This window comes from Acidimicrobiales bacterium, from assembly GCA_036399815.1.
Taxonomy (GTDB): domain Bacteria; phylum Actinomycetota; class Acidimicrobiia; order Acidimicrobiales; family DASWMK01; genus DASWMK01.
The window spans coordinates 1-22,190 of record DASWMK010000181.1 but is presented as its reverse complement, the minus strand read 5'-3'; the positions used below and the strand labels follow the sequence as shown (position 1 = coordinate 22,190).

Annotated in this window: 29 protein-coding genes; 10 read left to right on the top strand and 19 right to left on the bottom strand. The window is 73.2% G+C overall.

The window, feature by feature from the left end; genetic code table 11:
• Positions 1-80 precede the first annotated feature (80 nt).
• The 12 genes from VGB14_13410 to VGB14_13355 all read right to left on the bottom strand — a co-directional run bounded on the left by VGB14_13410 (position 81) and on the right by VGB14_13355 (position 6,998).
• A complete protein-coding gene (locus VGB14_13410; GenBank protein HEX9993921.1) occupies positions 81-362 on the bottom strand; it encodes a hypothetical protein in 282 nt (93 codons plus the stop codon).
• Between the two features lie 187 nt (positions 363-549).
• Positions 550-702, bottom strand: coding sequence for a hypothetical protein (locus VGB14_13405; GenBank protein ID HEX9993920.1), 153 nt, complete (start codon positions 700-702; stop codon positions 550-552).
• Complete coding sequence (locus tag VGB14_13400; GenBank protein HEX9993919.1) at positions 699-833, bottom strand: hypothetical protein; 135 nt, start codon at positions 831-833, stop codon at positions 699-701. The genes VGB14_13405 and VGB14_13400 overlap by 4 nt, the downstream gene beginning before the upstream one ends.
• Before the next feature lie 186 nt (positions 834-1,019).
• Positions 1,020-1,238, bottom strand: a complete 219-nt coding sequence (locus VGB14_13395; GenBank protein ID HEX9993918.1) for an HNH endonuclease signature motif containing protein — start codon at positions 1,236-1,238, stop codon at positions 1,020-1,022.
• A gap of 302 nt (positions 1,239-1,540) precedes the next feature.
• Positions 1,541-1,969: a hypothetical protein gene (locus VGB14_13390; protein ID HEX9993917.1), complete on the bottom strand. Its 429-nt coding sequence runs from the start codon at positions 1,967-1,969 to the stop codon at positions 1,541-1,543.
• Positions 1,966-2,568: a hypothetical protein gene (locus VGB14_13385; protein ID HEX9993916.1), complete on the bottom strand. Its 603-nt coding sequence runs from the start codon at positions 2,566-2,568 to the stop codon at positions 1,966-1,968. Before VGB14_13385 ends, VGB14_13390 begins: the two co-directional genes overlap by 4 nt.
• A 47-nt stretch (positions 2,569-2,615) precedes the next feature.
• Positions 2,616-3,836, bottom strand: coding sequence for an AAA family ATPase (locus VGB14_13380; GenBank protein HEX9993915.1), 1,221 nt, complete (start codon positions 3,834-3,836; stop codon positions 2,616-2,618).
• Positions 3,833-4,543, bottom strand: a complete 711-nt coding sequence (locus VGB14_13375) for a helix-turn-helix domain-containing protein (GenBank protein ID HEX9993914.1) — start codon at positions 4,541-4,543, stop codon at positions 3,833-3,835. Before VGB14_13375 ends, VGB14_13380 begins: the two co-directional genes overlap by 4 nt.
• Positions 4,540-4,704, bottom strand: coding sequence for a hypothetical protein (locus tag VGB14_13370; protein HEX9993913.1), 165 nt, complete (start codon positions 4,702-4,704; stop codon positions 4,540-4,542). The genes VGB14_13375 and VGB14_13370 overlap by 4 nt, the downstream gene beginning before the upstream one ends.
• Complete coding sequence (locus tag VGB14_13365; protein ID HEX9993912.1) at positions 4,701-5,015, bottom strand: hypothetical protein; 315 nt, start codon at positions 5,013-5,015, stop codon at positions 4,701-4,703. Before VGB14_13365 ends, VGB14_13370 begins: the two co-directional genes overlap by 4 nt.
• Positions 5,012-5,164, bottom strand: a complete 153-nt coding sequence (locus VGB14_13360) for a hypothetical protein (GenBank protein ID HEX9993911.1) — start codon at positions 5,162-5,164, stop codon at positions 5,012-5,014. Before VGB14_13360 ends, VGB14_13365 begins: the two co-directional genes overlap by 4 nt.
• Before the next feature lie 1,627 nt (positions 5,165-6,791).
• Positions 6,792-6,998, bottom strand: a complete 207-nt coding sequence (locus VGB14_13355) for an AlpA family phage regulatory protein (GenBank protein HEX9993910.1) — start codon at positions 6,996-6,998, stop codon at positions 6,792-6,794.
• Between the two features lie 254 nt (positions 6,999-7,252).
• Here VGB14_13355 and VGB14_13350 point away from each other — a divergent pair, with 254 nt between their 5' ends.
• From VGB14_13350 to VGB14_13330, 5 genes are read left to right on the top strand one after another with little or no spacing between them, the layout of a single operon-like run.
• On the top strand, positions 7,253-8,020 hold the full coding sequence (locus tag VGB14_13350; GenBank protein ID HEX9993909.1) for a hypothetical protein: 768 nt from the start codon (positions 7,253-7,255) through the stop codon (positions 8,018-8,020).
• Positions 8,021-8,061: 41 nt separating this feature from the next.
• Positions 8,062-9,612 (top strand): hypothetical protein, encoded by a 1,551-nt coding sequence (locus VGB14_13345; protein ID HEX9993908.1) that lies wholly within the window; start codon positions 8,062-8,064, stop codon positions 9,610-9,612.
• The gene (locus tag VGB14_13340) at positions 9,609-9,935 is read left to right on the top strand and encodes a hypothetical protein (protein ID HEX9993907.1); all 327 of its coding nucleotides are present in this window, start codon (positions 9,609-9,611) and stop codon (positions 9,933-9,935) included. The genes VGB14_13345 and VGB14_13340 overlap by 4 nt, the downstream gene beginning before the upstream one ends.
• Positions 9,932-10,360: a hypothetical protein gene (locus VGB14_13335; protein HEX9993906.1), complete on the top strand. Its 429-nt coding sequence runs from the start codon at positions 9,932-9,934 to the stop codon at positions 10,358-10,360. Before VGB14_13340 ends, VGB14_13335 begins: the two co-directional genes overlap by 4 nt.
• The gene (locus tag VGB14_13330; protein ID HEX9993905.1) at positions 10,357-10,506 is read left to right on the top strand and encodes a hypothetical protein; all 150 of its coding nucleotides are present in this window, start codon (positions 10,357-10,359) and stop codon (positions 10,504-10,506) included. The genes VGB14_13335 and VGB14_13330 overlap by 4 nt, the downstream gene beginning before the upstream one ends.
• 281 nt (positions 10,507-10,787) lie before the next feature.
• Here VGB14_13330 and VGB14_13325 read toward each other — a convergent pair whose 3' ends face one another.
• The 4 genes from VGB14_13325 to VGB14_13310 form a co-directional block, all read right to left on the bottom strand.
• Positions 10,788-12,185 carry a recombinase family protein gene (locus tag VGB14_13325; protein ID HEX9993904.1) on the bottom strand — a complete coding sequence of 466 codons (1,398 nt, stop codon included), beginning with the start codon at positions 12,183-12,185 and terminating at the stop codon, positions 10,788-10,790.
• Positions 12,186-12,503: 318 nt separating this feature from the next.
• Positions 12,504-13,802: a hypothetical protein gene (locus VGB14_13320; GenBank protein HEX9993903.1), complete on the bottom strand. Its 1,299-nt coding sequence runs from the start codon at positions 13,800-13,802 to the stop codon at positions 12,504-12,506.
• The gene (locus tag VGB14_13315; GenBank protein ID HEX9993902.1) at positions 13,802-14,545 is read right to left on the bottom strand and encodes an SAF domain-containing protein; all 744 of its coding nucleotides are present in this window, start codon (positions 14,543-14,545) and stop codon (positions 13,802-13,804) included. Before VGB14_13315 ends, VGB14_13320 begins: the two co-directional genes overlap by 1 nt.
• A 139-nt stretch (positions 14,546-14,684) precedes the next feature.
• Positions 14,685-15,893 carry a hypothetical protein gene (locus VGB14_13310; GenBank protein HEX9993901.1) on the bottom strand — a complete coding sequence of 403 codons (1,209 nt, stop codon included), beginning with the start codon at positions 15,891-15,893 and terminating at the stop codon, positions 14,685-14,687.
• A gap of 280 nt (positions 15,894-16,173) precedes the next feature.
• Between VGB14_13310 and VGB14_13305 the strand changes: the two genes are divergently transcribed.
• Entirely contained in the window at positions 16,174-16,425 is a 252-nt protein-coding gene (locus VGB14_13305; protein ID HEX9993900.1) for a helix-turn-helix domain-containing protein, read from the top strand.
• Between the two features lie 3 nt (positions 16,426-16,428).
• Here VGB14_13305 and VGB14_13300 read toward each other — a convergent pair whose 3' ends face one another.
• Positions 16,429-17,016: a DUF3558 family protein gene (locus VGB14_13300; GenBank protein ID HEX9993899.1), complete on the bottom strand. Its 588-nt coding sequence runs from the start codon at positions 17,014-17,016 to the stop codon at positions 16,429-16,431.
• A 29-nt stretch (positions 17,017-17,045) separates the two neighbouring features.
• A complete protein-coding gene (locus VGB14_13295; GenBank protein HEX9993898.1) occupies positions 17,046-17,615 on the bottom strand; it encodes a hypothetical protein in 570 nt (189 codons plus the stop codon).
• Between the two features lie 94 nt (positions 17,616-17,709).
• Between VGB14_13295 and VGB14_13290 the strand changes: the two genes are divergently transcribed.
• Genes VGB14_13290 through era form a run of 4 tightly spaced genes read left to right on the top strand, consistent with a single transcriptional unit; the run spans position 17,710 to position 21,327 of the window.
• Positions 17,710-18,675, top strand: coding sequence for a PhoH family protein (locus VGB14_13290; GenBank protein HEX9993897.1), 966 nt, complete (start codon positions 17,710-17,712; stop codon positions 18,673-18,675).
• Positions 18,672-19,235 (top strand): rRNA maturation RNase YbeY, encoded by a 564-nt coding sequence (ybeY, locus tag VGB14_13285; GenBank protein HEX9993896.1) that lies wholly within the window; start codon positions 18,672-18,674, stop codon positions 19,233-19,235. Before VGB14_13290 ends, ybeY begins: the two co-directional genes overlap by 4 nt.
• Positions 19,232-20,491 (top strand): hemolysin family protein, encoded by a 1,260-nt coding sequence (locus VGB14_13280; protein HEX9993895.1) that lies wholly within the window; start codon positions 19,232-19,234, stop codon positions 20,489-20,491. Before ybeY ends, VGB14_13280 begins: the two co-directional genes overlap by 4 nt.
• Positions 20,488-21,327, top strand: a complete 840-nt coding sequence (era, locus tag VGB14_13275; protein ID HEX9993894.1) for a GTPase Era — start codon at positions 20,488-20,490, stop codon at positions 21,325-21,327. Before VGB14_13280 ends, era begins: the two co-directional genes overlap by 4 nt.
• On the opposite strand, the gene VGB14_13270 is transcribed toward era, so the two are convergent.
• A complete protein-coding gene (locus tag VGB14_13270) occupies positions 21,321-22,043 on the bottom strand; it encodes a glycerol-3-phosphate acyltransferase (GenBank protein HEX9993893.1) in 723 nt (240 codons plus the stop codon). The genes era and VGB14_13270 overlap by 7 nt on opposite strands.
• Between the last annotated feature and the right edge of the window lie 147 nt (positions 22,044-22,190).

Sequence of the window (22,190 nt, the reverse complement as noted above, 5' to 3'; positions counted from 1 at the left end):
CGGACCTCCCGTTGTGCGAAGTGCTCAGCCGTGCAGCTCGTCGTCCGGCCCGGCGAGCGGCATCCGCCTGGACGATCCGCTTAGTCGATGCTCCCGGGCCCGCCCGGAGCACTGGTCGACTCGCTCGACCGCTCGTCGAGCGCACGGGCGACCGCCAGGAACACGAGCCACGCCAGCACACCGACGACAGCGAACGCCACGGCGCTGCCCGGGGTGCCGTCGTCCGGATCGGCGTCCCTCCACGTGAAGTACGCGCCCAGCGCCCCGACCAGCAGAGCCAGCCACGCCACCTGCTCGAACTGCCGCGCCGCCGACCTGACCCGCTCGGGCGCCCTCATCCCGCTCCACTTCCCGCTCAACATGGCCGGGAGGGTAGCCCTGACCAGGACGCAACGTACAGGGCCGCTAGCGCCCGCTAGCCAGGCGCTAACCGCCGCCCGGTACGCGGGGTCCGAAAACGTGTCAGCGAGCGAAGATGCTGAACCAGCGGGTGTCGTCTGGATTTCGGCTACCGGGGCTACCCCACCCGTCGCTTGCTGGTGTTAGCGGTCAGGCGGCCGTCGGTGGATCGTCGTCTGTCCCGGGCGGGACAGGGTTCTCGGTCCGGGAGCGATGCCGTTCGGCGATCCGTGCCGTGACCTCGTCGGCGAGGGTGGGCTGGTCGGTGGCTGTCAGAGCCACGTCCACGTTGCGCCAGCTCACGGTGTGCTCGTCCCGAACGGTGTGACAGTGCCGTGATCGTCGAGCAGGTAGCCGGTGGCGGGTCCGGTCAGGGCTGCGGTCAGGGCTGCGGTCAGCCGCCGGCAGCTCTGGGCCATCTCCTCGCCGGTCATGCCGACGCCAGCAGCGATCTCGTACAGGGGGCTCGACGGTGATGCGGTCGGGGTCGTACAGCCCGAGGTCCTGCGACATGGCGGTCAGGTCAGCGAGGGCACGAGCCTGCCGGGTGCGGCGACGGTGGGCGATCACCTGGACGGCCACGGACGTGGCGCCTGCGACGAGGGCTGCGACGGCTAGGGCTAGCTCCATCGGCTGCTCCTTCGGACGCCCCATCGGTGGTCGACGAGCGCTGTCTTCTGCGAGTGGTGGAAGTGGCAGAGCGCCTGGTAGTTCTCGGGGGTGTCACCCGCCTCGGCCGGGTCGAACAGGTCGCGGCGCACGATGTGGTCGACCTCGGTCGCCCGGTCGGTGCAGCCACGCCGTTCGCATGTCGGATGCTCGGCGAGGTAGCGGGCCATGGACTGCCGGACCCGGTACGTGTAGCCACGCTCGGCGGGCGTCCCACGCTGCTGGTCACGGTGGCGACCCGCCTTCGAGAGGCAGGCAGGGCACTTGCCGTCCCGCTTCGACGCCTTGCCGCACCCGGGAGTCGTGCAGGTCGTCGGCTTGCGCCAAGGCACCGGCCCCGCCCTCCTGCCGACAGCACGACCGACTACGTCAAGTGTAGCCGACGTGGTGACAACAACGGCGTGACCTGCGCTCTCGCGGTGGGGACAACGTTGAGGGGTGGTGCCGGCCGCTCACGCCGATGGCCGTTCCATCACCGGCGGCTGCTCTTCCTCGACCGCCCGCCGGTCCCGAGCCAGCCGTCGTCGCCCTGGTTGGTGGCGGCGACGTGATCTTCCAGCCATCGGTCGACCAGCTCGGGGGGTGGCAGGTCGCCGCCATGCCGGGCCTTGTACCGGCGGCACCGTGAGCAGAGCGACGAGCGGGCCGAGTCGTTCCGGAGTCGGCAGTGCTCGCAGTCGGCGGCTAGGAAATTCCCACACCTCGCTTCGCCGTCAGTAACGGCGTTGTCTGTCGCGTCGCTAAAGGCGTTGCGGGAGCGTGACCTGCCCCGTGACATCGCTGCGGCGAGGGCCTGGGCGCCGGGATGATCGGCCGCCCGACGGACGACGTAGACGCCACAGTCGCGGCACCGCTCGCCCTTGGGGTCGTAGTAGGTCCGCTCGTGCTGGCAGTCGTTCATGCGGCCTCTCCCGAGCAGTCGTCGCGTTCGGGAGCGTCCTCATGAAGATCGCCGTAAGCCTCATGGGAACCGTGCCCGGGGTTCAGCCGTTCGACGGCGTCGGCGCCGTCGTGCAGCTGGTCGCGCCAGTCGTCTCGGGGAAGCGGGCGTCCCGCCCGGCGGGCGGCGATCACTTCGGCCGGGGCGTCCTGGCCGCCGTGCCGACGGCGGTAGATGTAGCAGGGCGGGCACCGTCCTGCCCGCGGCCGATGTGTCGCCTCCTGGCAGGCCGGGTTGGCGCAGATGCCGGCCGACGACTCGCGGCCCTTCGGAGCGGAGCCCGTGACTTCGTCCATCGCTCGCAGCGTCGACTGGATCGAACCGACCGCTTCGTCGAGACAGCGCGCGGCCGTCGACACCCGGGCGTCGACGAAGTCGCGCTGGTCGCGGCTTTCCTCGTTCGCGACCACGGCGGCGAAGGTGGGATCGGCGACGCCGCCGCCGGACACCGGAACGCTGTCGCCGCCGACGGGGTAGCCGTCGCGTTCGGGGCGCTGGTCGCTCCGTCGCAGGAAGCGGTCGAACTCGCCGGACCGGATGCGGCGAGCCATCAGCTCCAACCAGCCGGCGTACAGGTCTTGCTGCCGTGGAGAGGGAACGTGCCGCCTCATGCCACCTCCCGGAGATGTTCGGGGACCTCGCCCCACTCGGCGACCGACCACGGCCACACGCCGCCCCGGCTGAGAGCGACCGGCCAGACCCGTTCGTCGCGGGGCATCCGGAAGTGCGTGAGCAGCCATCGGTTCGGCTGGTCGGCGTCGCGCTTCAACGCCGTACCGAACTCGGCCCACCGGAGCCACACGGACGACCCGAACGGCCGGAGCACGCGAGTCGCCCCGTTGCTCCCAAGCGGCGCGTGGGTCTCGGCTATCACGGTGACGCCGAAGCGGGTCCGGACGCGGTCGATGGCGGCCGTCACCTTCCTCGCCTTGTCCTCGCCGCCGATGTCGCCATGCTCGGCGACGCCCGCGTACAGGCGGTACATCGGCCCGATGATGAGGAGGTCCGGCCGGTTGGCCGCTACCCGCTCGGTCAGCCAGTTGGCGCCCGACCGCTCCGTGATGTCGACACCGGCCGGGAGTGAACACACCCGCAGGCGGTCCGGGTCGAGGCGGGCGCCGCACTGGGTCCGCAGGGCCCGCAGGCGACGCCGGACTAGGCGCTCCCCGTTCTCGAGGTCGACCAAGAGGACACGCACGGGGTCCATCGCCTGACAGGTGAACGGCGAGATGCCGGCGGCGGCCTGCACGGCGATCTGGCGCAGCAGCGTCGACTTTCCGCCGCCCTCATCGGCGACGAGCAGCCAGCGATCCCGTCGTTCGAGAAGGCGGGGGATGATCCAGTCGTAGGCGTCGTCGCCTTCCAAGAAGGTGTCGATGTCCGGGTCGGGTAGTGCTCGGAGGGCCGGCCCCTCGGCTTCTTCGGTCAGGCGTCGGGCGAGGTCGAGCGCGCCGGCCAGGTCAAGGCGATCCGAGGTCGCCGCCTGCGACAGTTCCACCGCGGCGTGTTGGAGGCGGCGACGGCCGGCCGCCTCGATGAGGCGGTCGATGTAGTGGTCGGTCTGGCCCTCGTAGCACCCGTCGATGGCGAGGGTGGCGAGGGTGGCGATGGACAGCTTCGACGCCTGCGCAAGCGCGTCCGTGGGCACGCCCGGGTTGGACAGGATCGTGGCGAACAGTTCGGTGTGGCTCTTGCCGTCGAGGAAGCCGGCGAAGTCAGCGGGAGCGAGCCGGACGGCGATGTCGTCGGCGCGGTTCGGGTGGGTCAACAGGTAGCCGAGGACCTTCCGCTCGGCTGCCAGGTCGGTGAGGCGGTCCTGGCCGGTCACCCGACGTTGTCCTCGACCATGACGCCGCCGACGAACCGAGGGTGATCGCCACCGCGTCCTCGTCGACGGTCGCGTTCCGCGAACTCCTTGCCCTTCCGGAGCCAGTTCTTCCGGACGGCCTGCCAGTCGGCGAACCGCTCGCCGGTGCCCCGATAGTGGTCAAGCATCTTCTCGGTTTCGGCGTCGAGGTTGGCCGTGATGCCCTCCTTCGCCGCCCAAGCGCGGAGCTTGTCGGTCACCGGGAGGAGGTCGGGCGCTTCGGTCCTGCGCTTCCGCCGCGGCGAGTTTCCGGCTTCCGGGGCGCCGGCCACACCCATGACGGTTCCTTGAGGGTTAACTAACGGTTCGGGTGATCCCACCATCACCCCTGGGGTGTCCGTCAGTTCACCCCTGGGGTGAACTGACGAGCACCTCAGGGGTGAACGGAGTCGCTCGCCGGAGCGTGGCGCGCCGACGACCTCGTACACGTTGGACTGGCGGCCTCCACCGTCGGCGACCTGCTTCACGTGGCCTGCCGTGATGAGTCGCTTCACGAGCGTCTTGGCCCACCGTTCCGACACGTTCGCCTCACCGGCGACGGTGGCGTAGCTCGGCCAGGTGTGCCCGCACTCACTGCGGGCGTGCTCGGCCAGGACCATGAGGACCATGCGTTCGGCGCCCTTCGTCGGCGACGACGAAAGCACCCACGCAACGGCTTCGATGCTCATCCGTGCGCCTCCGCCAAGCCCTCGACTTCGGCCGCTTCTTCCTCTGCGGCGTCGATCACGTCACGGAGGGCAGCGTGGATCACGGCGAGGTCGGCGAACGGCGCCGAACGAGCCTCGTCCATGAGGCGCTTGGCCTCGCTGAGCTTGTGGACGAGGCTCACGCCGCTGGGTGGGTCTTCGTGCCGATCCGAGCAAGCTGGGCGACCGCCTTCTCGTCCTCGAGGACGCGGCGGCGCAGCTCGTAGATCGTTCCCGACGAACCGCAGCCTTGGCACGTCCACCGGACACCGTCGTCGTGGACGACGATCAGCGCATTGTGCGACCGGGCCGGGCAATGAGGGCACCGCGGCGCGGGGTAGAGGTCGTGGCTCTTGTCGAGCAGTCGGATGAGGTCCATCACGCCGAGGCGGCCGACAACGTCGGCGACGGCCTGCTCGGTGGGTGTCACGCTGCCGCCCGCCGCGTCGGTCATGCAGCCGTCGACTCCGAGGGCGGCGAACTCATGGCGTCCACGACGAGGGCGGCGGCCTTCGCTAGCGCCTCTGGGTCGGTGACGACGGGAGGCAACCCTTGCGCCGCCCGGCTCCGCTTGAGCAGGGCGCGGACCTCGTCGTCGGTCACGCCGCCTCGCTTCCGGGGAGCCTCTGCCGCAGCCGGTCGAGCACGGCGATGTATCTCAGCGCAGCGTCGGCGCGCGGCCGGACCCGTCCGTCCTCCCACCGCAGGAGGGATGTGTGGTGGACGGCGACGTCGCCTGCGAGGTCACGCGCACTCAACCCCAACGCCTCTCGCGTGCGCCGGCCCTCACCGCTTGCGAGGGCCCGACGGGCGCGGGCGAGGTCGTCGCTCCTGTTCGGTTCCTGCATCGGCCCTCACGATGGTCCGGCCATGTTTTCGGAGTCCGGATGCAGTAGCGGTGCGGATGTGCTGCTCGCCGCCGGCCGGGGTTTCGAGGTGGGGGAAAAGGGACCACCTCTGTGCGCCACTGCCGAGGGGCGGGCGCCAGACGACGACCTCCTCCGCGGCTCAGGTGACCTAGTTTGGTTCACCTGACCGAGCGGTCCGGCGTGGCCGCCGCCTTCCCCTCCTGGTAAACGTTTACCGGAATCTCGACCGTCCTTCTGGCTTTCCGTGCCGCGTTCTACGTCGAACGGGTGTCCGAATTCGCCCGACTTTCGGAGCGCTCCGAAAGTCGGACGTCGCCGGGTGCGGCCGTGCGAGCCCGGTATGCCCTCTGGCGGCAGGCCGACGAACAGAAGCGGGCGTCTGCGCGTCGGCCGTCCAGCGTCTCGCCGCAGGACGAACAGACGGGCGACCCTTCCCGTTCGTGCCGTCGGGCGGCTGCTCGGGCGCGGGCGACCATCGTCCGACACCGCGTCGAGCAGTAGACGGCGAGGAGGCCGTCGTGGCCGTGGCGGAGGTTGCCATGGGGGCGTACGAAGAACCGGCGCTCGCATCCCGGGCAGGAGCCTTCGGCCCACAAGCGGGGATGGCACAAGTCGCAGTACAGGCCGACGTGGTCACCCCGGGTCGGGCAATACCACCGGCGAAGGCCGGCGACCGTCCGTCCTTCGTAGTGGTCGTACTGCCAGTCCCGGCGGCCAGGCCAACACTCGGGGCAGAGACGGGGAACGTGGTCCGCGTTCGACAGCCGTTCTCTGCAAAGGCAAGGTCGACAGATCAGCCCCGACCGTCGGTGTTCCTCGCCCTTGAAGGGATCCCGCAGGAGGCCCGTGTTGAGCAGCACCCGGTACGCGGCGCCTCCGTTGAAGGCGTCGCCGCACTGGCCGCAGGCGTCGCCGAGGTTGGCGGATCGCTTCACGAGCTCCCGTCGGCGGTCAGCGGCGTCGGCAGCGCGGCCAGTTCGACGGAGGCCCGCCATTATCAGGTCGCTGGACGCTCGCCACTTCTGGTACTCGGGGTCCGCTTCGAGGGCCTCCCGACGCGCTACTGCCTCGGGCGAACGGTCGGCCGCGAAGGCGCGGGCTCGACAGCTGGCATTGCAGTACCGACGGTCGCGGCGGTGCCCGTCCGGCAGGCATGCTCCGCAGTGGCTACACGCCCTGTGGCCGTCTCGGTGGCACGACCCGCAGTGAGGATCGAAGTAGTCGTCCGGCCAACAGAGCTGCCCCTTCGGGCAGGCGGGGTTACGGCTCACGCTTCCCACCTTAGAACGCCACGCGTTAGTCGTAACGCTTCTCTCCACGTGGAGATCGGCGGAGCGGCCAGTGGTGACGGCAAGGAAACGTCAGTCGGAGCCGAGCCGCCCGGTCGCTCGCAGCCACGCCTCGACCGACGGCCAGAGCCACAGCTTCACGGTTCCGAAGGTGGCGACCGGGCGCGGGAAGCTGGTATGCCGCGTCGTCCAGCTGTAAACGACGCTCCGGCTTATGCCGACGCGGCTGGCGATCATCGCAGCGTCGACGAGGTCGGCGACATCGACCTTCTCACCCACGGCCGAGACGCTACGTGACGTAGGACAGGGACGCCGCGAACCCCCTTGTGCACGACCCGTCATGCACCGGTAGAGTCGCGGCCGGTTCGGCTTGATACGGACCAACCGACACGAGGAGGCAGGTCAAAACCGAAGCGGTCCGGCGTGGGGGCGCAACCCCACGCCGGACCTTTGTCGAACAACCACGGAGGCATTCGACAATGGGAGAGGGTAGTCCGACGCGCCCGACGGGCGACGAACGGGACAACGAACCGATGGCCGCGGTCACGGCCAACGAGGCGGCACGTGACGTGCTCGCCGTCCTCGTCCACCTCGGCGAGCAGTTGGCTGACCGGTACGGCGAGAGCGACGACAGCGCCGTCCACACCGTTGTGACGTGGGCGGCCGGCGCCCGCGCGATGCTCGCCGCCGAGGAGTACGGCAAGGACGAGGACAGCGTGACGCCGGTCCTCGTGACCGTCACCGGCGGTCGTGCCGACCAGCGGACGCTCGTGGAGCGGGCCGTCGCCAAGGCGCTCGTCATGGCCGGCACGACCAGTCCCTTCCGCGTGTCCGACGACGCGGCCCTCATGCTCGCCATTCGCAGGGAGGTCGCCGTCGTGAGCGGATGGGAGGCCGCGGTGGACACCGCCGTCGCGCAGGCCGCCATCGGCAAGCCGGCCAAGATGCCCGGTCCCGGTGGGCCGGACGGCGAGTGGGTCGAAACCGTCGACTACTCGGCCCACGTCCCGCTCGGGCAGGAGGCGTGGGAGACGCTGGAGCCGATGGGCGAAGTCCTCGCCACGGCTGGCGACGCCGAGCTGTCGCAGTACCGGGTCGTCCTCATGCGCTGGAAGGGGGCGCCGCTGCTCGTCCTCGTCGGACCCGACGGAGCGGTCATCTTCTGGCACGCGACGGAGGAGGAGGCGTTCGAGGTCTGGGTGGACTGCGTGCGGCGCGGGAAGTTCGTCAACCCGACCGCCGGTCCGGCCGCCGACGAGGTCACCAGCCGCCGCCTGAGCGTGCAGGAGCCCAGAGGATGATGACCGCCGACCACGGTGACTCAGAGCCGACGACACCCCCGGTGGATACACCCGACTTCACGACGGCGATCCGGATGATCGACGCCGTGGCCGGGTCGGCGCTCGGCGACACGCCCGTGCCGAAGGAGCCGGAGCCGTTGCTGCTCCGAGCGATCCGCCTCGCCATCGACGCCCTCAACGAGGACGGCGCCGACACCGAGGACGGCGACGGCCCGGACAAGAGGGGCCGGCTCATGGCCGCGGCGGTCCTCGGCATCGCGGACGCCTACATGGCGTGCTACGGCGACGACCCGCCGCCATCGACGCGGTACATCGCCGGCCTCGGTGCCGGCGCCAGCGTCATGGCCCGTCAGGAGCCGCCCAACTGGCCCGAGCCGTGGCGTGACCGCCTCCCCACAGCCCCCCGCCCCCCGGACGCCTGGTCCGGCGTCGGCCCGACTACGAAGCCCTACCCGCCGTTCGGCTTCGACCGGGCGAGCATCCCGAAGCCGTGGCGCCGTGCACGGGCCGCGCTCGTGCGCGAGGGCGACCAGCTCCTCGAGCGCAGCCGCCAAGGGGATTACGACGCCGCGCTCCGGCTCGTCGCCATCTACAACGCCAGCGCCGTCTCGGGCGGCGCCGCTGCGGTCACCACGGCAACGCTGTCAGAGATCGCAGCGGCGTTCCGGGACGACCTCTACGGCAGCGTTGCCGAGCACCTGCCGGCGCTGTGCGACGAAGGCGAGCCGCTGGCCGAGAAGGTCGCAGCGGCGTTCACCGATCTCGTGGCGGGTCGCTCGTTCGCGGAGGTCATGGCGGCGGCCGAGGTCGTGGAGGAGGCCGACCGGCGGCGCCGCGCCGAGTGGCGTCCGGACCAGGCCGTGCTCGACGCGCTGCGCCAGCGGGTCGAGGGCATCGTGCAGGACGGGCGGGCGCTCCTGCCCACGTTCCTGTCGTGGGCGCTGGCCGTCGGCGAGGCCCGGGACACCTTCACGTCGGTGTTCTCCGGGAACCTCCCCGATGGGGCGGACTGGCCGGTCGAGCTAGAGACGGAGATGTTCCGCGCCCTCGACGACCTCACCGGGGTGGTGCGGGAGGTCGTCGCCTACGACGCCGTCTACGCGGTAGGGCAAGACGAGTACGACACCCGGGCGGCGCTCGTGCAGGGCGTGATCGCCGAGAACTTCGGCGGTCCGGTCGCACCGGACGACCCGAACGACGTGGTTGGGGTGCTCAGCGGCGAAGCCCGGATGCGGCTGTGGAAGGCGACGTTGACCGGGCGCAGCCTCCTCGCCCTGCTGGCGGCGTGGGTGCAGCGCGAGGCGGCCCCGGCCGACACTTGCCTCAACCGGGGCCTCCGCCCGCTGGACGACGATTCGATGCGCCGCCTACTCGCCACGCTGGCGGCCGACCTCGACGTGAACAACGTGGTCTCGCTCATGCGAGGCGTCCTCGAATCGTTCCAGGCCGGGACCGTACTGGCGTGGCTGCCGACGACGGACGACTTGCGGGCGTGCGTCGGCGACCTGCTGCCCGCAGACGTGTCGGTCGTGCGCTGGCACGACGACGGCTACGTGCCCGTGGAGGCGTTGCCCGAGGAGGGCGGCCAGTGACCGCGACGCTGACGGCAGCGCCGCCCCGGTCCTGCACGTGCCCCGACGGCACCCCGAAGCAGGCGTTCCCGACCGAGCACCACGCCGAGATCGTCGCCCTCCGGATGCGCCTCGCCGACCACAAGGCCGGCCGCCAGCGCGGGCGCATCCACTGGTACCCCTGCGACGACCACGGCTGGCACGTCGGCCACTACGCCAAGAAGAAGCGCCGCGTCGCGCCGGACGACCTGCCGACGCTGGAAGCCCGGGTCGAACTGCTCCGGGCCGTCCTGCGGGCCGCTCGTGACGGCGTCCTATTCGGAAGGATGGAGGAGGCATCGTGACCACGACCAACCTGCCCGGCGCGCCGACCGACTACGACGGCCTCGGCCCGTCACCGCTGCCGGAGCACATCGACGCGGCCCGCCGCGTGCGGCCATCGGTACTCGCCCTGGCCGTCCACGCGGCAGAGGTCTACGCCGCCCTCGCCCGGGTCGAGCGACCGGCAGCCGCCCGGTACAACGCATGGGTGCGGGAGCGTGGGAGCGAGCCGGGGACGCTGCTCGACTACTTCGCCGCCATCGGGCACATGCCGTCGAGCGACCTGCTCGACGCCGTCGGCGCCTTCCTCCGCAGCGAGCCGGACGAAGAGGCCATCCTCAACTCGCTCGACCTGAGGGTGCGCCCGGGCGACGAGGACGCCGGGGCGATCGTGACGACCGTCCGAGCGGTGCGCGCCCTGCTCGCCGAGCACGGCGGGCGGCCATGACCGTCCTTGACCGGCCGGACACTGACTCCCTGCTCGGCGAGGCGACCGTCGCGGCGTACTACCAGCTCGCCGCCGACATCGGCCGGGGTCACGGACGGCTCCGTGATCGCTTCGACGAGGCGATGGCGGGCGACTTCCTGTCGTGACCGACTCCTACTAGCTCCCCCGGCCCCTCTCTCCGGCTGCCAACGGAGAGAGGGGCCGCCTCGCGACTCGGGTCAGGAGGTCACACTGCATCATCCCTGCGCCGGGGCTGTCCCTGATGTCCGAGTTTCGGATCAATCCGAAACTCGGTCGAAGTCGGACACGACGGCGGGCCGAAAGGTGCCGAGATTCTTCCCGACATCGGGAACGGTGTCCGGATAGTCCGAAGTTCCCGTCGTCGGGAACTCTCCGCGTTCCGACGTGAGCCGGAAGAAGTGGACGCTCAGTACCGCCAGCGGATTTCGACCCGATCAGGGTTGAACCGCGTGCGGGGCCGGTCGGCCCGGTGGAGGACGACGGCCTTCACGATGGTCCCGATCACGGACCGCTGCCGGTCAAGCGACATGTCCGGCCAAGCGGCCCGGAGCACCGCAGGATCGCCGATGGCCGACGCCGGACGCTTGGCGATCCGGGCGAGACGGGCTCGGCTCTCCACGAGCCGGGCATTGATGCGCTCGCTGGCCGCCACCCATCCGCGCTGGTCGATCTGGCCGTCGGCCCACATTCGGCCGAGGTCGTCCAGTCGGGCTTCGTCCTCACGGATCGAGGCGAGCACGGCCTCGTCCTCTCCCCCCGCCTCCGCACGGCGCACGGCGGCGACGAACTCGGGCGAGTCGAAGGCGGCCAGCACGAGATCCACGACCAGCTCCTCGAGCGAGTCGGCCAAGACCGAGACGCCGCCGCAGCCGCCGTGGCGCTCCTTCTTGCAGGCGTACGCACGCTTGTAGCCGGTGCGCTCGTGGCGAGGCGCTGCGGACAGAGGCGCCCCGCATTCGCCGCAGACCGACAGGCCGCCGGTCAGCAGGTAGGCGCGTCGGGGGTGGGTCCGTCTCCGTGACGGGTCGTTGAGGATGGCCGACACTGCCCGCCACGTCTCTTCCGGGAGGATCGCCGGCCATTCGGCCTGGCCGACCACGGTCCCGTGGTACTCGCGCAGGCCGGCGACACGAGGGCGGGTCAGCGTCGACTTGAGGCTCGTCGTGGACCACGGAACACCGGTCGAGGTCTGGACACCGGCGGCCGTCCAGTCGGCCGTGATGGCGTAGAGGGAGTCCCCGGCCAGCACGCGGCGGGCGGCCTCGCGGATGCGCTCGGCCTCGTCCTCCCGGATGGTGCGTCGGTCGTCGTTGAACCCGAAGGGCCGGTTCCCGCCTCCGCTCACCCGGCCGCGCTCGGCAAGTTCAAGCGCCTTCCTGCGCAGCCGCCGCGACTTGACCTCGGACTCCTGCCTCGCCATCGTCCCGACGATCCGTGCCATTGCCCGACCCTCGGGGACGGTGAGGTCGACAACACCAGCACTCACCGTAACGATGGCGCAGCCGGTGATGTCGACCAGGTCGATGAAGTCCTCCAGCTCCCGCGTGGAGCGGTGGAGCCGGTCGGGCGCCCACACGACGACGGCGTTCACGACGCCGTTCTTCACGTCGTCCATCATGCGGCAGTAGGCCGGCCGCGGCTTTCCTGAGTAGGCCGAGAGGTCGTTGTCGACGTAGACCTCGTGGAGCGTCCAGCCGCGGCGCTTGACTTCGGCCACGCAGTCCTTCTCCTGGCGGGCGACGCCGAGGCCCTCGCCTTCGGCATCCCGGCTGATCCGGCAGTAGACCGCGGCGCTCCGTTGCATGGTTGACATGGTACAGGTCAAACGTACCGTCGGGGGCGTTGACCATGATCTCCCAGACGTCGTCGTCGGCCAGGAGCGGCTCGAGCGGGCCGTACCCGGCGAGGTTGCGGTGGGCCCGCTCGGCGACGAGGTCGGGGTCGGCGACGGCGAAGGCCCGCAGGCCGCGCCGGTGGTCGGCGTCCCACCGGGCCACCTCCTCGTCCACCAGCGCCCGCAGCTTGGCCCGGCCGCTCGGGTCGCCCATGTCGAGGGAGATGTCCTTGGCCCGCGCCTGCACGGCCCGCTCGATCTCGACGAGCGGGGAGACGTCGTCCGCGCTCACCCCGACATCGCCTCCTCGCCGGCCCACCGCCCGAGCGACCCGGGCGCCACCCGGACCGGCTCGTCATCGTCCGCCGCGATCGCGGGGGTGACCCGGCGGAGGACGGCGTCGACGGCGGCCGCCGCCGACCTGGCCCACGCCGACGGCAGCGGAGCGGCGTCGCGCTGGAGCTCGTCCAGGCGGCGGACGTCGGGCAGGAACAGCGGGCCGGCGGTGGGCGGGGTGTCGCCGCCCAGGTCGGCGAGGGCCCGGGCCAGCTCGGCCCTTGCCCGCGGGCTCCTCGGGGCCCGGTTGACGACCGAGAGCACCCGGTCGGGCGACGCGCCCGCAGCGACCACTGCGGCGACGAGGGCGACGAGGTGCCGAAGGCCGGTGACGCCGGGGCGGCCGACGGCGACGACGGCGTCGGCCTCGCGCACGGCCGTCCTGGCCAGCAGGTTGCGCTCCTCGACCTCCATCGAGCCGCACTCGGCCTCGCCCTCGACGTCGCCGGTGGCGTCGGCCACGACCACGCCGTAGGCCCGGCGCAGCCCGTCGATCGCCGCGTCCACCGCCCGCGGGCGCAGCGCGGCCCAGTCCCGCTGACGGCGCAGGCCGAGCAGCAGCGAGTAGCCGCGGTCGGGCGCCTCGAAGGCGAGGTCCCGCACGGCCGACGGCGAGAGGCGGTCGGTGCGGTGGGCCTCCACCAGCTCCTGCACGCCGGGGACGACGTCGCCCGCGTCGTGGAGGACGGCCTGGTCGGCCCGGAGGGCGAGGTCGGCGAGGAGGACGCCGGCGTGGCGGACGTCGGCGGCCAGGCCCTGGGCGACGGCCATGGCCACGGTCGACGCGCCCGTGCCGCCGCTGCCGACGACGGTGACCAGGCGCCCCCGCCAGGCGGCCGGCTGGGGGTCGGCGCCCCGGCCCGGCGCGGGGACGGCGTCGGCGGCGCCGACCGGGCGGGCCTCGGCCTCGAGGGCGGCCAGCAGCTCGCCGCGGCCGAACCCCGGCGGGAGGACGGCGGCGGCGCCGAGGCCCCGCCAGTCGCGCGCCGTGCCGGCGTCGACGACGAGGACGACGGCGCCGGCCGAGCGAGCCGCGGCGACGAGGTCGCGGTCGAGCCCGGGCGTGGCCGCGTCGACCAGCAGCGCCGACCACGGCCGGCCGGACGCGAGCCGGGCCCGCACCTCCTCCTGCGACAGGCACTTCACGAACTCGACGGGCAGGGCGGCGGCCGTCGACCACCGGGCCACCGTCGTGAACCAGGCGGCGCGGGCCGGCGCCAGGCCGAGGACGACGAAGCGCTCGGCGGCCATCAGCCGTCCTCTCCGGGGCGGTAGTCGTCGATGGTCCCGGTGGCGCCCGACGCCGTCGTCGCCCGGACGACGGTGACCTCGCCGGCCCGCACGGCGTGGGTGACCCGGACGACGTCGTCGGGGTCCTCGAGGGCGAGGGTGAGCACGCGGGTGCTGGCCCCGATGGCCTGCTCGCCCTCGTCGTCGGCCAGCAGCAGCGCGCCCCGGACGACGACCATCGTGTGCGCCGCCCCGCCGGTGCCGTAGGTGGCGAGGACGTCGACCCGCTCGCCGGGGCGCAGGGTGCCGTTCACGGCCCGGTCGACGGGGACGGCGAAGGAGAGCTCGGCCGCCGGCGCCGGCGCGCCGCCCGGCGGGACGAGCGCGCCGGCCTGGACGAGCTCCCCGGCCGCGAGCGGGGCCAGGGTGACGGCGCCGACCACGGCGTCGGCCGACGTGAACGCCCGCCCGGCCACGCTGGCCGGCAGGTCCATCCGCCGCAGCTCCAGGTCGGCCGGCTCGACCCGGTGCCCGGCCGGGAGGTCGGCCGTGGCGACCGCGTACGAGGTCGACGGGCCGGCGGTGGCGTTCCCGTACGCCGCGAACGTGCCGACGGCGGCGACCGCCACGAGCAGGCCGCCGAGGACCGCCCGCCCACCGGGGAGGGCCCGCCGGCCCCTGATCGTCCTCCTCGTGCCGTTCCCGCCGGCGCGCGCCGTCCCGTCGCTTATGACGGCTTCCGCCGTCCGTGTGGTTCCCGCCACGGAGCGCACCCTTCCCCGGCCGCCTCTGGGGCCAAACTGATCGCGGACTGCAACTTCTCCCCGGTGTGGCCGGCCACGAAGGAGAACGAGAAATCACGATAACGCACGACGCGCCGGATCGGCGCGGCGCCGCGGCCGGTCAGCGCAGGTCGACGAGGAACACGTCCGAGACCCCGTTGCCGTCGCCGGCGACCAGGTCGCTCGCCCACGACGAGAACGCCACGACCCGGCCGGACGCGTCGAGCGACGGCGACACGCTGAGCCCGTCCGGGTCGCCGCCGGCCAGGTCGACGCTCACGCGCACCGTGCTCGCCGCCGGCACGTCCCGCACGAACACGTCGTCGGTGCGGTTGGCGTCCGCCCCGGCGAGGTCGGTCGCCTGGGAGTAGAAGGCGACGTAGCGGCCGGTGGCGCTCACCGACGCCGAGAAGCTGGGGCCGTCGGCCGGCCCGCCGGCGGCGTCGTCGCTGATCCGGGTCGTCGTGCCGGCGACCACGTCGCGCAGGAACACGTCGATCGCCCCGTTCGGGTCCGGCGCGACGAGGTCGGCGGCCGACGAGAAGAACGCCACGTAGCGACCGGTGGCGCTGAGCGAGGTGGCGAAGCTGTCGGCGCCGGCGTCGCCCCCGGCGGCGTCCACGCTCACCCGCGTGGTCGTCCCGGCCACGACGTCGCGGAGGAACACGTCCCACGCGCCGTTGGCGTCCCCGCCCACCAGGTCGGTGGCGAAGGACGTGAACGCCACGTGGCGGCCGTCGGCGCTCACCGTCGGGTCGTAGCTCGGGCCGTCGGCGTCCCCGCCGGCGACGTCGACGCTCACCCTCGTCGTCGTCCCGGCCACGAGGTCGCGGAGGAACACGTCGCCGGCGTGGTTGCCGTCGCCGGCCATGAGGTCCGAGGCGAGGGACGTGAAGGCGACGTAGCGGCCGTCGGCGCTGATCCACGGGAGGTCGCTGGCGCCGTTCGGCTCGCCGCCGGCGGTGTCGACGCTGACCCTGGTCGTCGTCCCGGCCGGCAGGTCCCGCACGAACACGTCGGAAGCGCCGTTCGTGTCGCTCGCCACCAGGTCCGACGCGTACGACGTGAACGCCACGCGCCGGCCGTCGGCGCTCACCGACGCGTCGACGCTGTCGTCGTTCGGGTCGCCGCCCCGCCGGTCGACGCTCACCCTCGTGGTCGTGCCCCGCCCGAGGTCGCGGAGGAACACGTCGGCGTGGCCCTGGCGGTCGCCCGGCACCAGGTCCGAGGCCCGGGAGGTGAACACGACGGCGCGGCCGTCGGCGCTCAGGCGGGGGTGCTCGCTGACCGCGTCCGCGTCGCCGCCCCGGAGGTCGAGGCTGACCCGCACGATCGGGCCGGTACCGCCGGCGGACGCGACCGCAGGGGCGAGCGCGAGGGACCAGGCGACCAGGGCGGCGGCGCGGCGGCTGCGGCGGTGACGGGACGGCGATCGGTCCACGGGGCCCCCAGTCGGCCCGGCATCCCCACCGGGCCTCGGGCGGACCGTAGACCGGGTCGGGCGGCGGCGCGCAGCCGGAGCGGGATCGATCGCGCCCGGGGACGGGCCTCACACCGGAGGGGTCGTCGGTCCGTGAAACGGTAAGAGATCGGTTGTAGCATCTCCGGCGATGGCTTCGAACCCCATCGTGTGGCTGAGCACGGCCGAGGCCGCCCACCGCCTGGGCATCACCTCGAGGACGCTCTACCGCTTCATCGACGAGGGCCAGCTGCCGGCCTACCGGTTCGGGCGGGTGATCCGGCTGAAGGAGTCCGAGGTCGACGAGTTCATCGAGTCGTGCCGCATCCAGCCAGGGACGCTCGAGCACCTGTACCCCGAGACGGTCGGGGGCCGGCCGGCCGAGCGGGTGCCCGGCGAGTAGCGGCTACAGCTCCTCGGCCGCCATCCGGGCGATGGCGACCGAGGCCTCGCGGGTGGCGTCCTCGTCGCCGGCGCCCTGGACGGTGACGTCGACGGTCAGCTCCCCGATGCCGACCAGCACGCCGCCGAGCCCCTCGGGCGCGTCCTCGTCGCTGTAGAAGAACAGCGCCTCGTCGCCGAGGTCCTCGACGGCCTCGCCGTCGACCCCGAGCGCGTTGCGCGACGACTCGGCCTTCTCGTCGAAGCGGCCGCCGGCCTCGATCCCGACCGTCACCCCGACCCCGCCCGACTCGGTGGCGTTGAACGCGCACACGGCCCGCCGCTCGTCGCCGATGTCGGCACCGGGCCCGAGGGTCAGGCCGGTCGCCTCGTTCACGGCGTCGGTGGGGACGAGCTCGCAGGCCGACGCCGGGACGGCGGCGTCGCCGGCCGCCGCGCTGGTCGAGGTCGCCTCGGTGGTGGCCGACGACGAGCTGGTCTCGCCGGCCGCGGTGCCGCCGTCGCCGCCGTCGCCGTCGCTGTCGCCGTCGCCGGAGCAGGCGGCGAGCGCGAGGGCGGCGACGAGGAGGGAGGCGGCGAGGCGGCGCGGCATCCCGAGGGACTGCCCGCCCCGCGGCCCGCTCACACGTCGTCGAGGACGGCGACCTCGGCGACGGCCGCGACGGGCACGTGGACGGGGGAGCGGGGGGCGCCGTCGGGCCGGACGGTGAGCAGGTCGACGCCCACGCCCACCAGGTCGCCCCTGACCGGCTCGCCCACGCCGGCGGCGACCACCGCCACCGCCGGCCGCTCGGCGGCCAGGCCGGCGAGCGCCACGGCCAGGGTGACGTCGACCGCAGGGGGCCGGTCCCCACCCGCCGGCCGGCCGCCGCCCGGCCCCGCCTCGGAGAACGTCGCCAGCGACCGGGCCGCCACCAGCACGACGCCGCCGGTGTCGGGGGCGACCACGACGAAGTCGGCGGCCACCGCCGTCACCCGGCCCCGGTGGCGGCGCCCCTCCCGGGTCCGCACCACCACGGTCGCCTCCCGCTCGGCCAGGTCGACGAGGGTACCGACCACGGTCGCGTCCTCGCCCGCCTGCTGGCGCAGCCACCGCTCCCTCGCCCTGGCCGACGCCGCCTCGGTGACCCGCGCCTCGGCCGCCCACCGCTCCAGCCGCTCCACGAACCCGGGGCCCGACCCGAGGCTCATCCCGCCACCACCATGGGCGGTGATCGTACGGACGGAAGTCCCACCGCGAGCGCGAGCGGCCCGGCTACCCTTTGCGCAACCGTTGCGATCGCCCGTGCCCACCACCTCCGCCAAGATCACCGTCCCCGGCAACCACCTCATGGTGGGCCTGCTCGGTCATCGAGACGAGCTCCTGCGACTCGTCGAGGCGGCCTTCGACGCCCACATCCTGGTGCGGGGCAACGAGATCACCGTCGAGGGGGACGACGCCGCCAAGGTGGCCCGGCTGTTCGAGGAGCTGGTCACCCTGCTCCAGTCCGGCCACGCCCTCGACCCGGCCAACGTGAACCGCACGATCGACATGGTGAAGGCCGACGAGCGGCCCTCCGAGGTGCTCACCGCCGAGGTGCTGCGGGCCGCCAAGGGGCGGACCGTCCGGCCCAAGTCGAGCGGGCAGAAGCGCTACGTCGACGCCATCCGGGACAACGTCATCACCTTCGGCCTCGGCCCGGCCGGCACCGGCAAGAGCTGGCTGGCCGTCGCCATGGCCGTCCAGGCCCTCCAGGCCCGCCAGGTCGACCGCATCATCCTCACCCGGCCGGCCGTGGAGGCCGGCGAGCGCCTCGGGTTCCTCCCCGGCGACCTCATGGCGAAGATCGACCCCTACCTGCGCCCCCTCTACGACGCCCTGCACGACATGGTCGGGACCGAGGGCGCCAGCCGGCTCATCGAGCGGGGGACCGTCGAGGTGGCGCCGCTCGCCTTCATGCGGGGCCGCACCCTGAACGGCAGCTTCATCATCCTCGACGAGGCCCAGAACACGACCCCCGAGCAGATGAAGATGTTCCTCACGAGGATCGGGTTCGGCTCGAAGGCCGTGGTCACCGGCGACACCACCCAGGTCGACGTCCCCGGCGGCCGCAGCGGGCTCGGCAACCTCGAGCGGGTCCTCACCGGCATCGACGGCCTCACGTTCGTGCACCTGACCAGCCGCGACGTGGTGCGCCACCACATCGTCCAACAGATCGTCGACGCCTACGAACGGGCGGGCGCGGCCGGCGCGGGCGGTGACCGCGGGTGACCCGCTCCACCCCGCCACCACGCCGCCGCCAGGGGCCCGACGACGGCACCCTGGAGGTCTTCGCCGCCGACGAGCAGGACGCCGAGCCCGTCGACCCCGGGCGCTGGAGCGACCTCGCCCGCGCCGTGCTCGAGGCCAAGGGCGTGCGGGGCGACGCCGAGCTGTCCCTCCTTTTCGTGGACGAGGCGACGATGGCCGGGCTGAACCAGCGGTTCATGGGGGAGGACGGGCCCACGGACGTGCTCGCCTTCCCGATCGACGAGGGCTGGAGCGAGCCCGGGCGGTGGCCCGACGCGGGCACGACCGGGCCCGACCGTGAGCCGCTCGAACCGGCCGACGCCCCGATCCTGCTCGGCGACGTCGTCATCTGCCCGGCCGTGGCCCGCCGCAACGCCGGCGAGCACGGGGTGACCTACGAGGACGAGCTGGCCCTGCTCGTCGTCCACGGCGTGCTCCACGTGCTCGGCCAGGACCACGCCGAGCCCGACGAGGCGGCCGCCATGCAGGCCGAGGAGAGCGACCTCCTGGCCCGCTTCCACCGGGGCGAGGGGGACGGGTGAGCGGCGCGGAGATCCTCGCCGTCGTCGCCGTCGTCGTCCTGCTCGGCGCGGCGATCGTGATGGCCCTGGCCGAGACCAGCCTCACCCACATCACCAGGGCCAAGGCGTCGTCCATGGAGGAGGAGGGGGTGCGGGGGGCGTCCACCCTGCGCCGCCTGCTCGACCACCCCGAGCGGGTGCTGAACCCGGTCCTCCTGCTCGTGCTGCTCTGCCACCTGGCCATCGCCACGGTCGTGGCCGTCGTGGTCGAGAACCGCTTCGGCGCCGGGTGGGTGGCGGTGGCCGCGCTGGCCGAGCTGCTCGTGATCTACGTGGTCGGCGAGGCCGCCCCGAAGACGTACGCGCTCCAGCACACGCCTCGCGCCGCGGCGGCCGTCGCACCCGTGGTCGGCGCCGTCGCCGGGTTCCCGCCCTTGCGGTGGCTGACCCGGCTGCTCATCGGCATCTCGAACGTCCTCCTCCCCGGCCGGGGCCGCTCGGCCGGGCCGACCGTCACCGAGGAGGAGCTGCTGGCCTTCGCCGACGTGGCCGCCGAGGCCGAGGTCATCGAGGACGAGGAGCGGGCGCTGATCGAGTCGATCATCGAGTTCGGCGACACCGTCGCCCGGGAGGTGATGGTCCCCCGGCCGGACATGATCAGCGTCGCCGCCTCGTTCAAGATCGCCGACGTGATGGAGGTCGTCATCCTCAACGGCTACAGCCGGCTGCCCGTGTACGGCGAGGGGATCGACGACATCGTCGGATTGGTGTACGCGAAGGACCTGATGCGGGCCGAACGGGACGGTCGGGGCGACCTCGAGGTGCGGGAGCTGCAGCGCCCGGCCCAGTTCGTGCCCGAGACCAAGCGGGTGGCCGAGCTGCTGAGGGAGATGCAGGCCGAGAAGTTCCACATGGCGATCGTCGTCGACGAGTACGGCGGCACGGCCGGCCTGGTCACCCTCGAGGACCTCATCGAGGAGCTGGTCGGCGAGATCGTCGACGAGTTCGACGTCGAGGACCCGCTGGTCGAGCCCCTCCCCGGCGGCGACGTGCGGGTCAACGCCCGCATGTCGATCGACGAGCTGAACGACCTGCTCCACTCCGAGCTGCCCGAGGGCGACTGGGACACGGTCGGCGGCCTCGTCTACAGCCTGCTCGGCCACGTGCCGGTCGAGGGCGAGACGGTCGAGGTCGACGGCCGCACCCTGCGGGCCGAGCGGGTGCAGGGCCGGCGGATCGGGCGGGTGCGGATCACGAAGGTGGCGTCACCGGCGTGAGGTCGGGGTTCGTCACGCTCGTCGGGCGACCCAACGTCGGCAAGTCGACGCTCCTCAACGCCATCCTCGGCACCAAGGTCACGATCGTCTCCGACAAGCCGCAGACGACGAGGACCCAGGTGCGCGGGGTGCTCGACCGGCCCGACGCCCAGATCGTGTTCGTCGACACGCCGGGCATCCACAAGCCGAAGACGGCGCTCGGCGAGCGCCTCAACGCCACGGCCGGCGACGCCCTGTCCGGCGTCGACGTCGTGTGCCTCGTCCTCGACGCCACCGCCCCGCTCGGGCCCGGCGACCGCTTCGTCGCCGGCCGGGTGCCCCAGGACGCCGTCGTGGTCGTCAACAAGGTCGACGCAGCGAAGCCGTCGGTCGTCCTCCGCCAGCTGGCCAAGGCGGCCGCCGAGCTCGACCTGTCGGAGTACTTCCCGGTGTCGGCCCGGACGGGGAAGGGGGTGGCGGCGCTGGTCGAGCACCTCGTCGCCCGGCTGCCCGACGGCCCGCGCTACTACCCGGAGGGGACGGTCACCGACGTGGCCGACGCCTTCTGGGTGGCCGAGCTCGTGCGGGAGCAGCTGCTGGCCGTCACCAGGGAGGAGCTGCCCCACTCGATCGCCACGCGGGTGACCGAGTGGGAGTGGCCCCGCATCCGGGTGGAGATCGCCGTGGAGCGGGAGTCGCAGAAGGGGATCGTGATCGGGCGGGGCGGGTCGGTGCTCAAGGCGGTCGGGTCGGCGGTGCGGGCCCAGCTGCCGCCGGGGGCCTACCTCGAGCTGTTCGTGAAGGTCGACAAGGACTGGCAGCGGCGCCCGGAGGCGCTCCAGCGGCTCGGCTACTGACGGGGGCCTGGGCGGGCGGGGCCGCTCGGGCCGCTCGGGCCGCCGGGTGGGGCGGGCACGTCGCCCCGCTGCCAGCGGGCGAACAGCACGCCGCCGAGGACGGCCGCCCACAGCGTGACCTCGGGGCCGTTGACCACCCCCCAGCCGGACGGCACCTCGGTGAGCCACGCCGCCCACGCCGCGCCGACGGTCATGGCGAGCGCCACGGCCACGGCCGGCCGGGGCGAGCGGGTGAGGACGAGCCCGGCGAAGAAGGCGAGCACGGACGCCGTGAACAGCGACGGCGCGTACGCGAGGAGCAGGGCCAGTGCGGGGACCAGCCCGGAGCCGCCGCTGCGGAACCGGCCCCACACCGGGGCCACGTGGCCGACGACGGCGGCCAGCCCGGTCCACAGCGCCACCGACTGCCAGGCGGTGAGCACCTGGGTCGACGCGAACGCGATGCGGGACGCCTCCGGCACCCGGTAGTTGCCGCCCGGCGCGACCCGGACGGTGACGTGCCAGGCGAGCGTGGCGACGGCGAGGGCGAGCGCGGCGTGGGTGGCGGCGACGACGGCGCCGTCGTTGGTCTGGCCGTCGGCCCGGATGGGGGCGCCCCGCAGCTGCGAGCGCAGGCGGCGGCGGGCGAGAAGGTAGGCGACGGGCAGCGAGCCGACGGCGTAGCCGAGCAGGATCAGCGGGCCCGAGACCAGCCCGACGGCCGTCACGCTGCGCACGGCCGGCGACGGTAGCGGCGCCGGCCGGGGGGCGACGGTGCCGGCCGGATGGGGCGCCTGCGGCGCCGGCGGTGGGCGAGGGTGCCGGCCGGGGTGGGCGCCGGCGGCTCGGGGCCGGGCTGGCGGCCGGGGGATCCCCCGGTTCAG

Bases quoted from the DNA above. Each gene is read 5' to 3' on its own strand.
- VGB14_13410 (HEX9993921.1), bottom strand. From the start codon at position 362: ATGTTGAGCGGGAAGTGGAGCGGGATGAGGGCGCCCGAGCGGGTCAGG.
- VGB14_13400 (HEX9993919.1), bottom strand. From the start codon at position 833: ATGACCGGCGAGGAGATGGCCCAGAGCTGCCGGCGGCTGACCGCAGCC.
- VGB14_13395 (HEX9993918.1), bottom strand. From the start codon at position 1,238: ATGGCCCGCTACCTCGCCGAGCATCCGACATGCGAACGGCGTGGCTGC.
- VGB14_13390 (HEX9993917.1), bottom strand. From the start codon at position 1,969: ATGAACGACTGCCAGCACGAGCGGACCTACTACGACCCCAAGGGCGAG.
- VGB14_13375 (HEX9993914.1), bottom strand. From the start codon at position 4,543: ATGAGCATCGAAGCCGTTGCGTGGGTGCTTTCGTCGTCGCCGACGAAG.
- VGB14_13365 (HEX9993912.1), bottom strand. From the start codon at position 5,015: ATGACCGACGCGGCGGGCGGCAGCGTGACACCCACCGAGCAGGCCGTC.
- VGB14_13350 (HEX9993909.1), top strand. From the start codon at position 7,253: ATGGCCGCGGTCACGGCCAACGAGGCGGCACGTGACGTGCTCGCCGTC.
- VGB14_13330 (HEX9993905.1), top strand. From the start codon at position 10,357: ATGACCGTCCTTGACCGGCCGGACACTGACTCCCTGCTCGGCGAGGCG.
- VGB14_13325 (HEX9993904.1), bottom strand. From the start codon at position 12,185: ATGCAACGGAGCGCCGCGGTCTACTGCCGGATCAGCCGGGATGCCGAA.
- VGB14_13320 (HEX9993903.1), bottom strand. From the start codon at position 13,802: ATGGCCGCCGAGCGCTTCGTCGTCCTCGGCCTGGCGCCGGCCCGCGCC.
- VGB14_13305 (HEX9993900.1), top strand. From the start codon at position 16,174: ATGGCTTCGAACCCCATCGTGTGGCTGAGCACGGCCGAGGCCGCCCAC.
- VGB14_13300 (HEX9993899.1), bottom strand. From the start codon at position 17,016: ATGCCGCGCCGCCTCGCCGCCTCCCTCCTCGTCGCCGCCCTCGCGCTC.
- VGB14_13295 (HEX9993898.1), bottom strand. From the start codon at position 17,615: ATGAGCCTCGGGTCGGGCCCCGGGTTCGTGGAGCGGCTGGAGCGGTGG.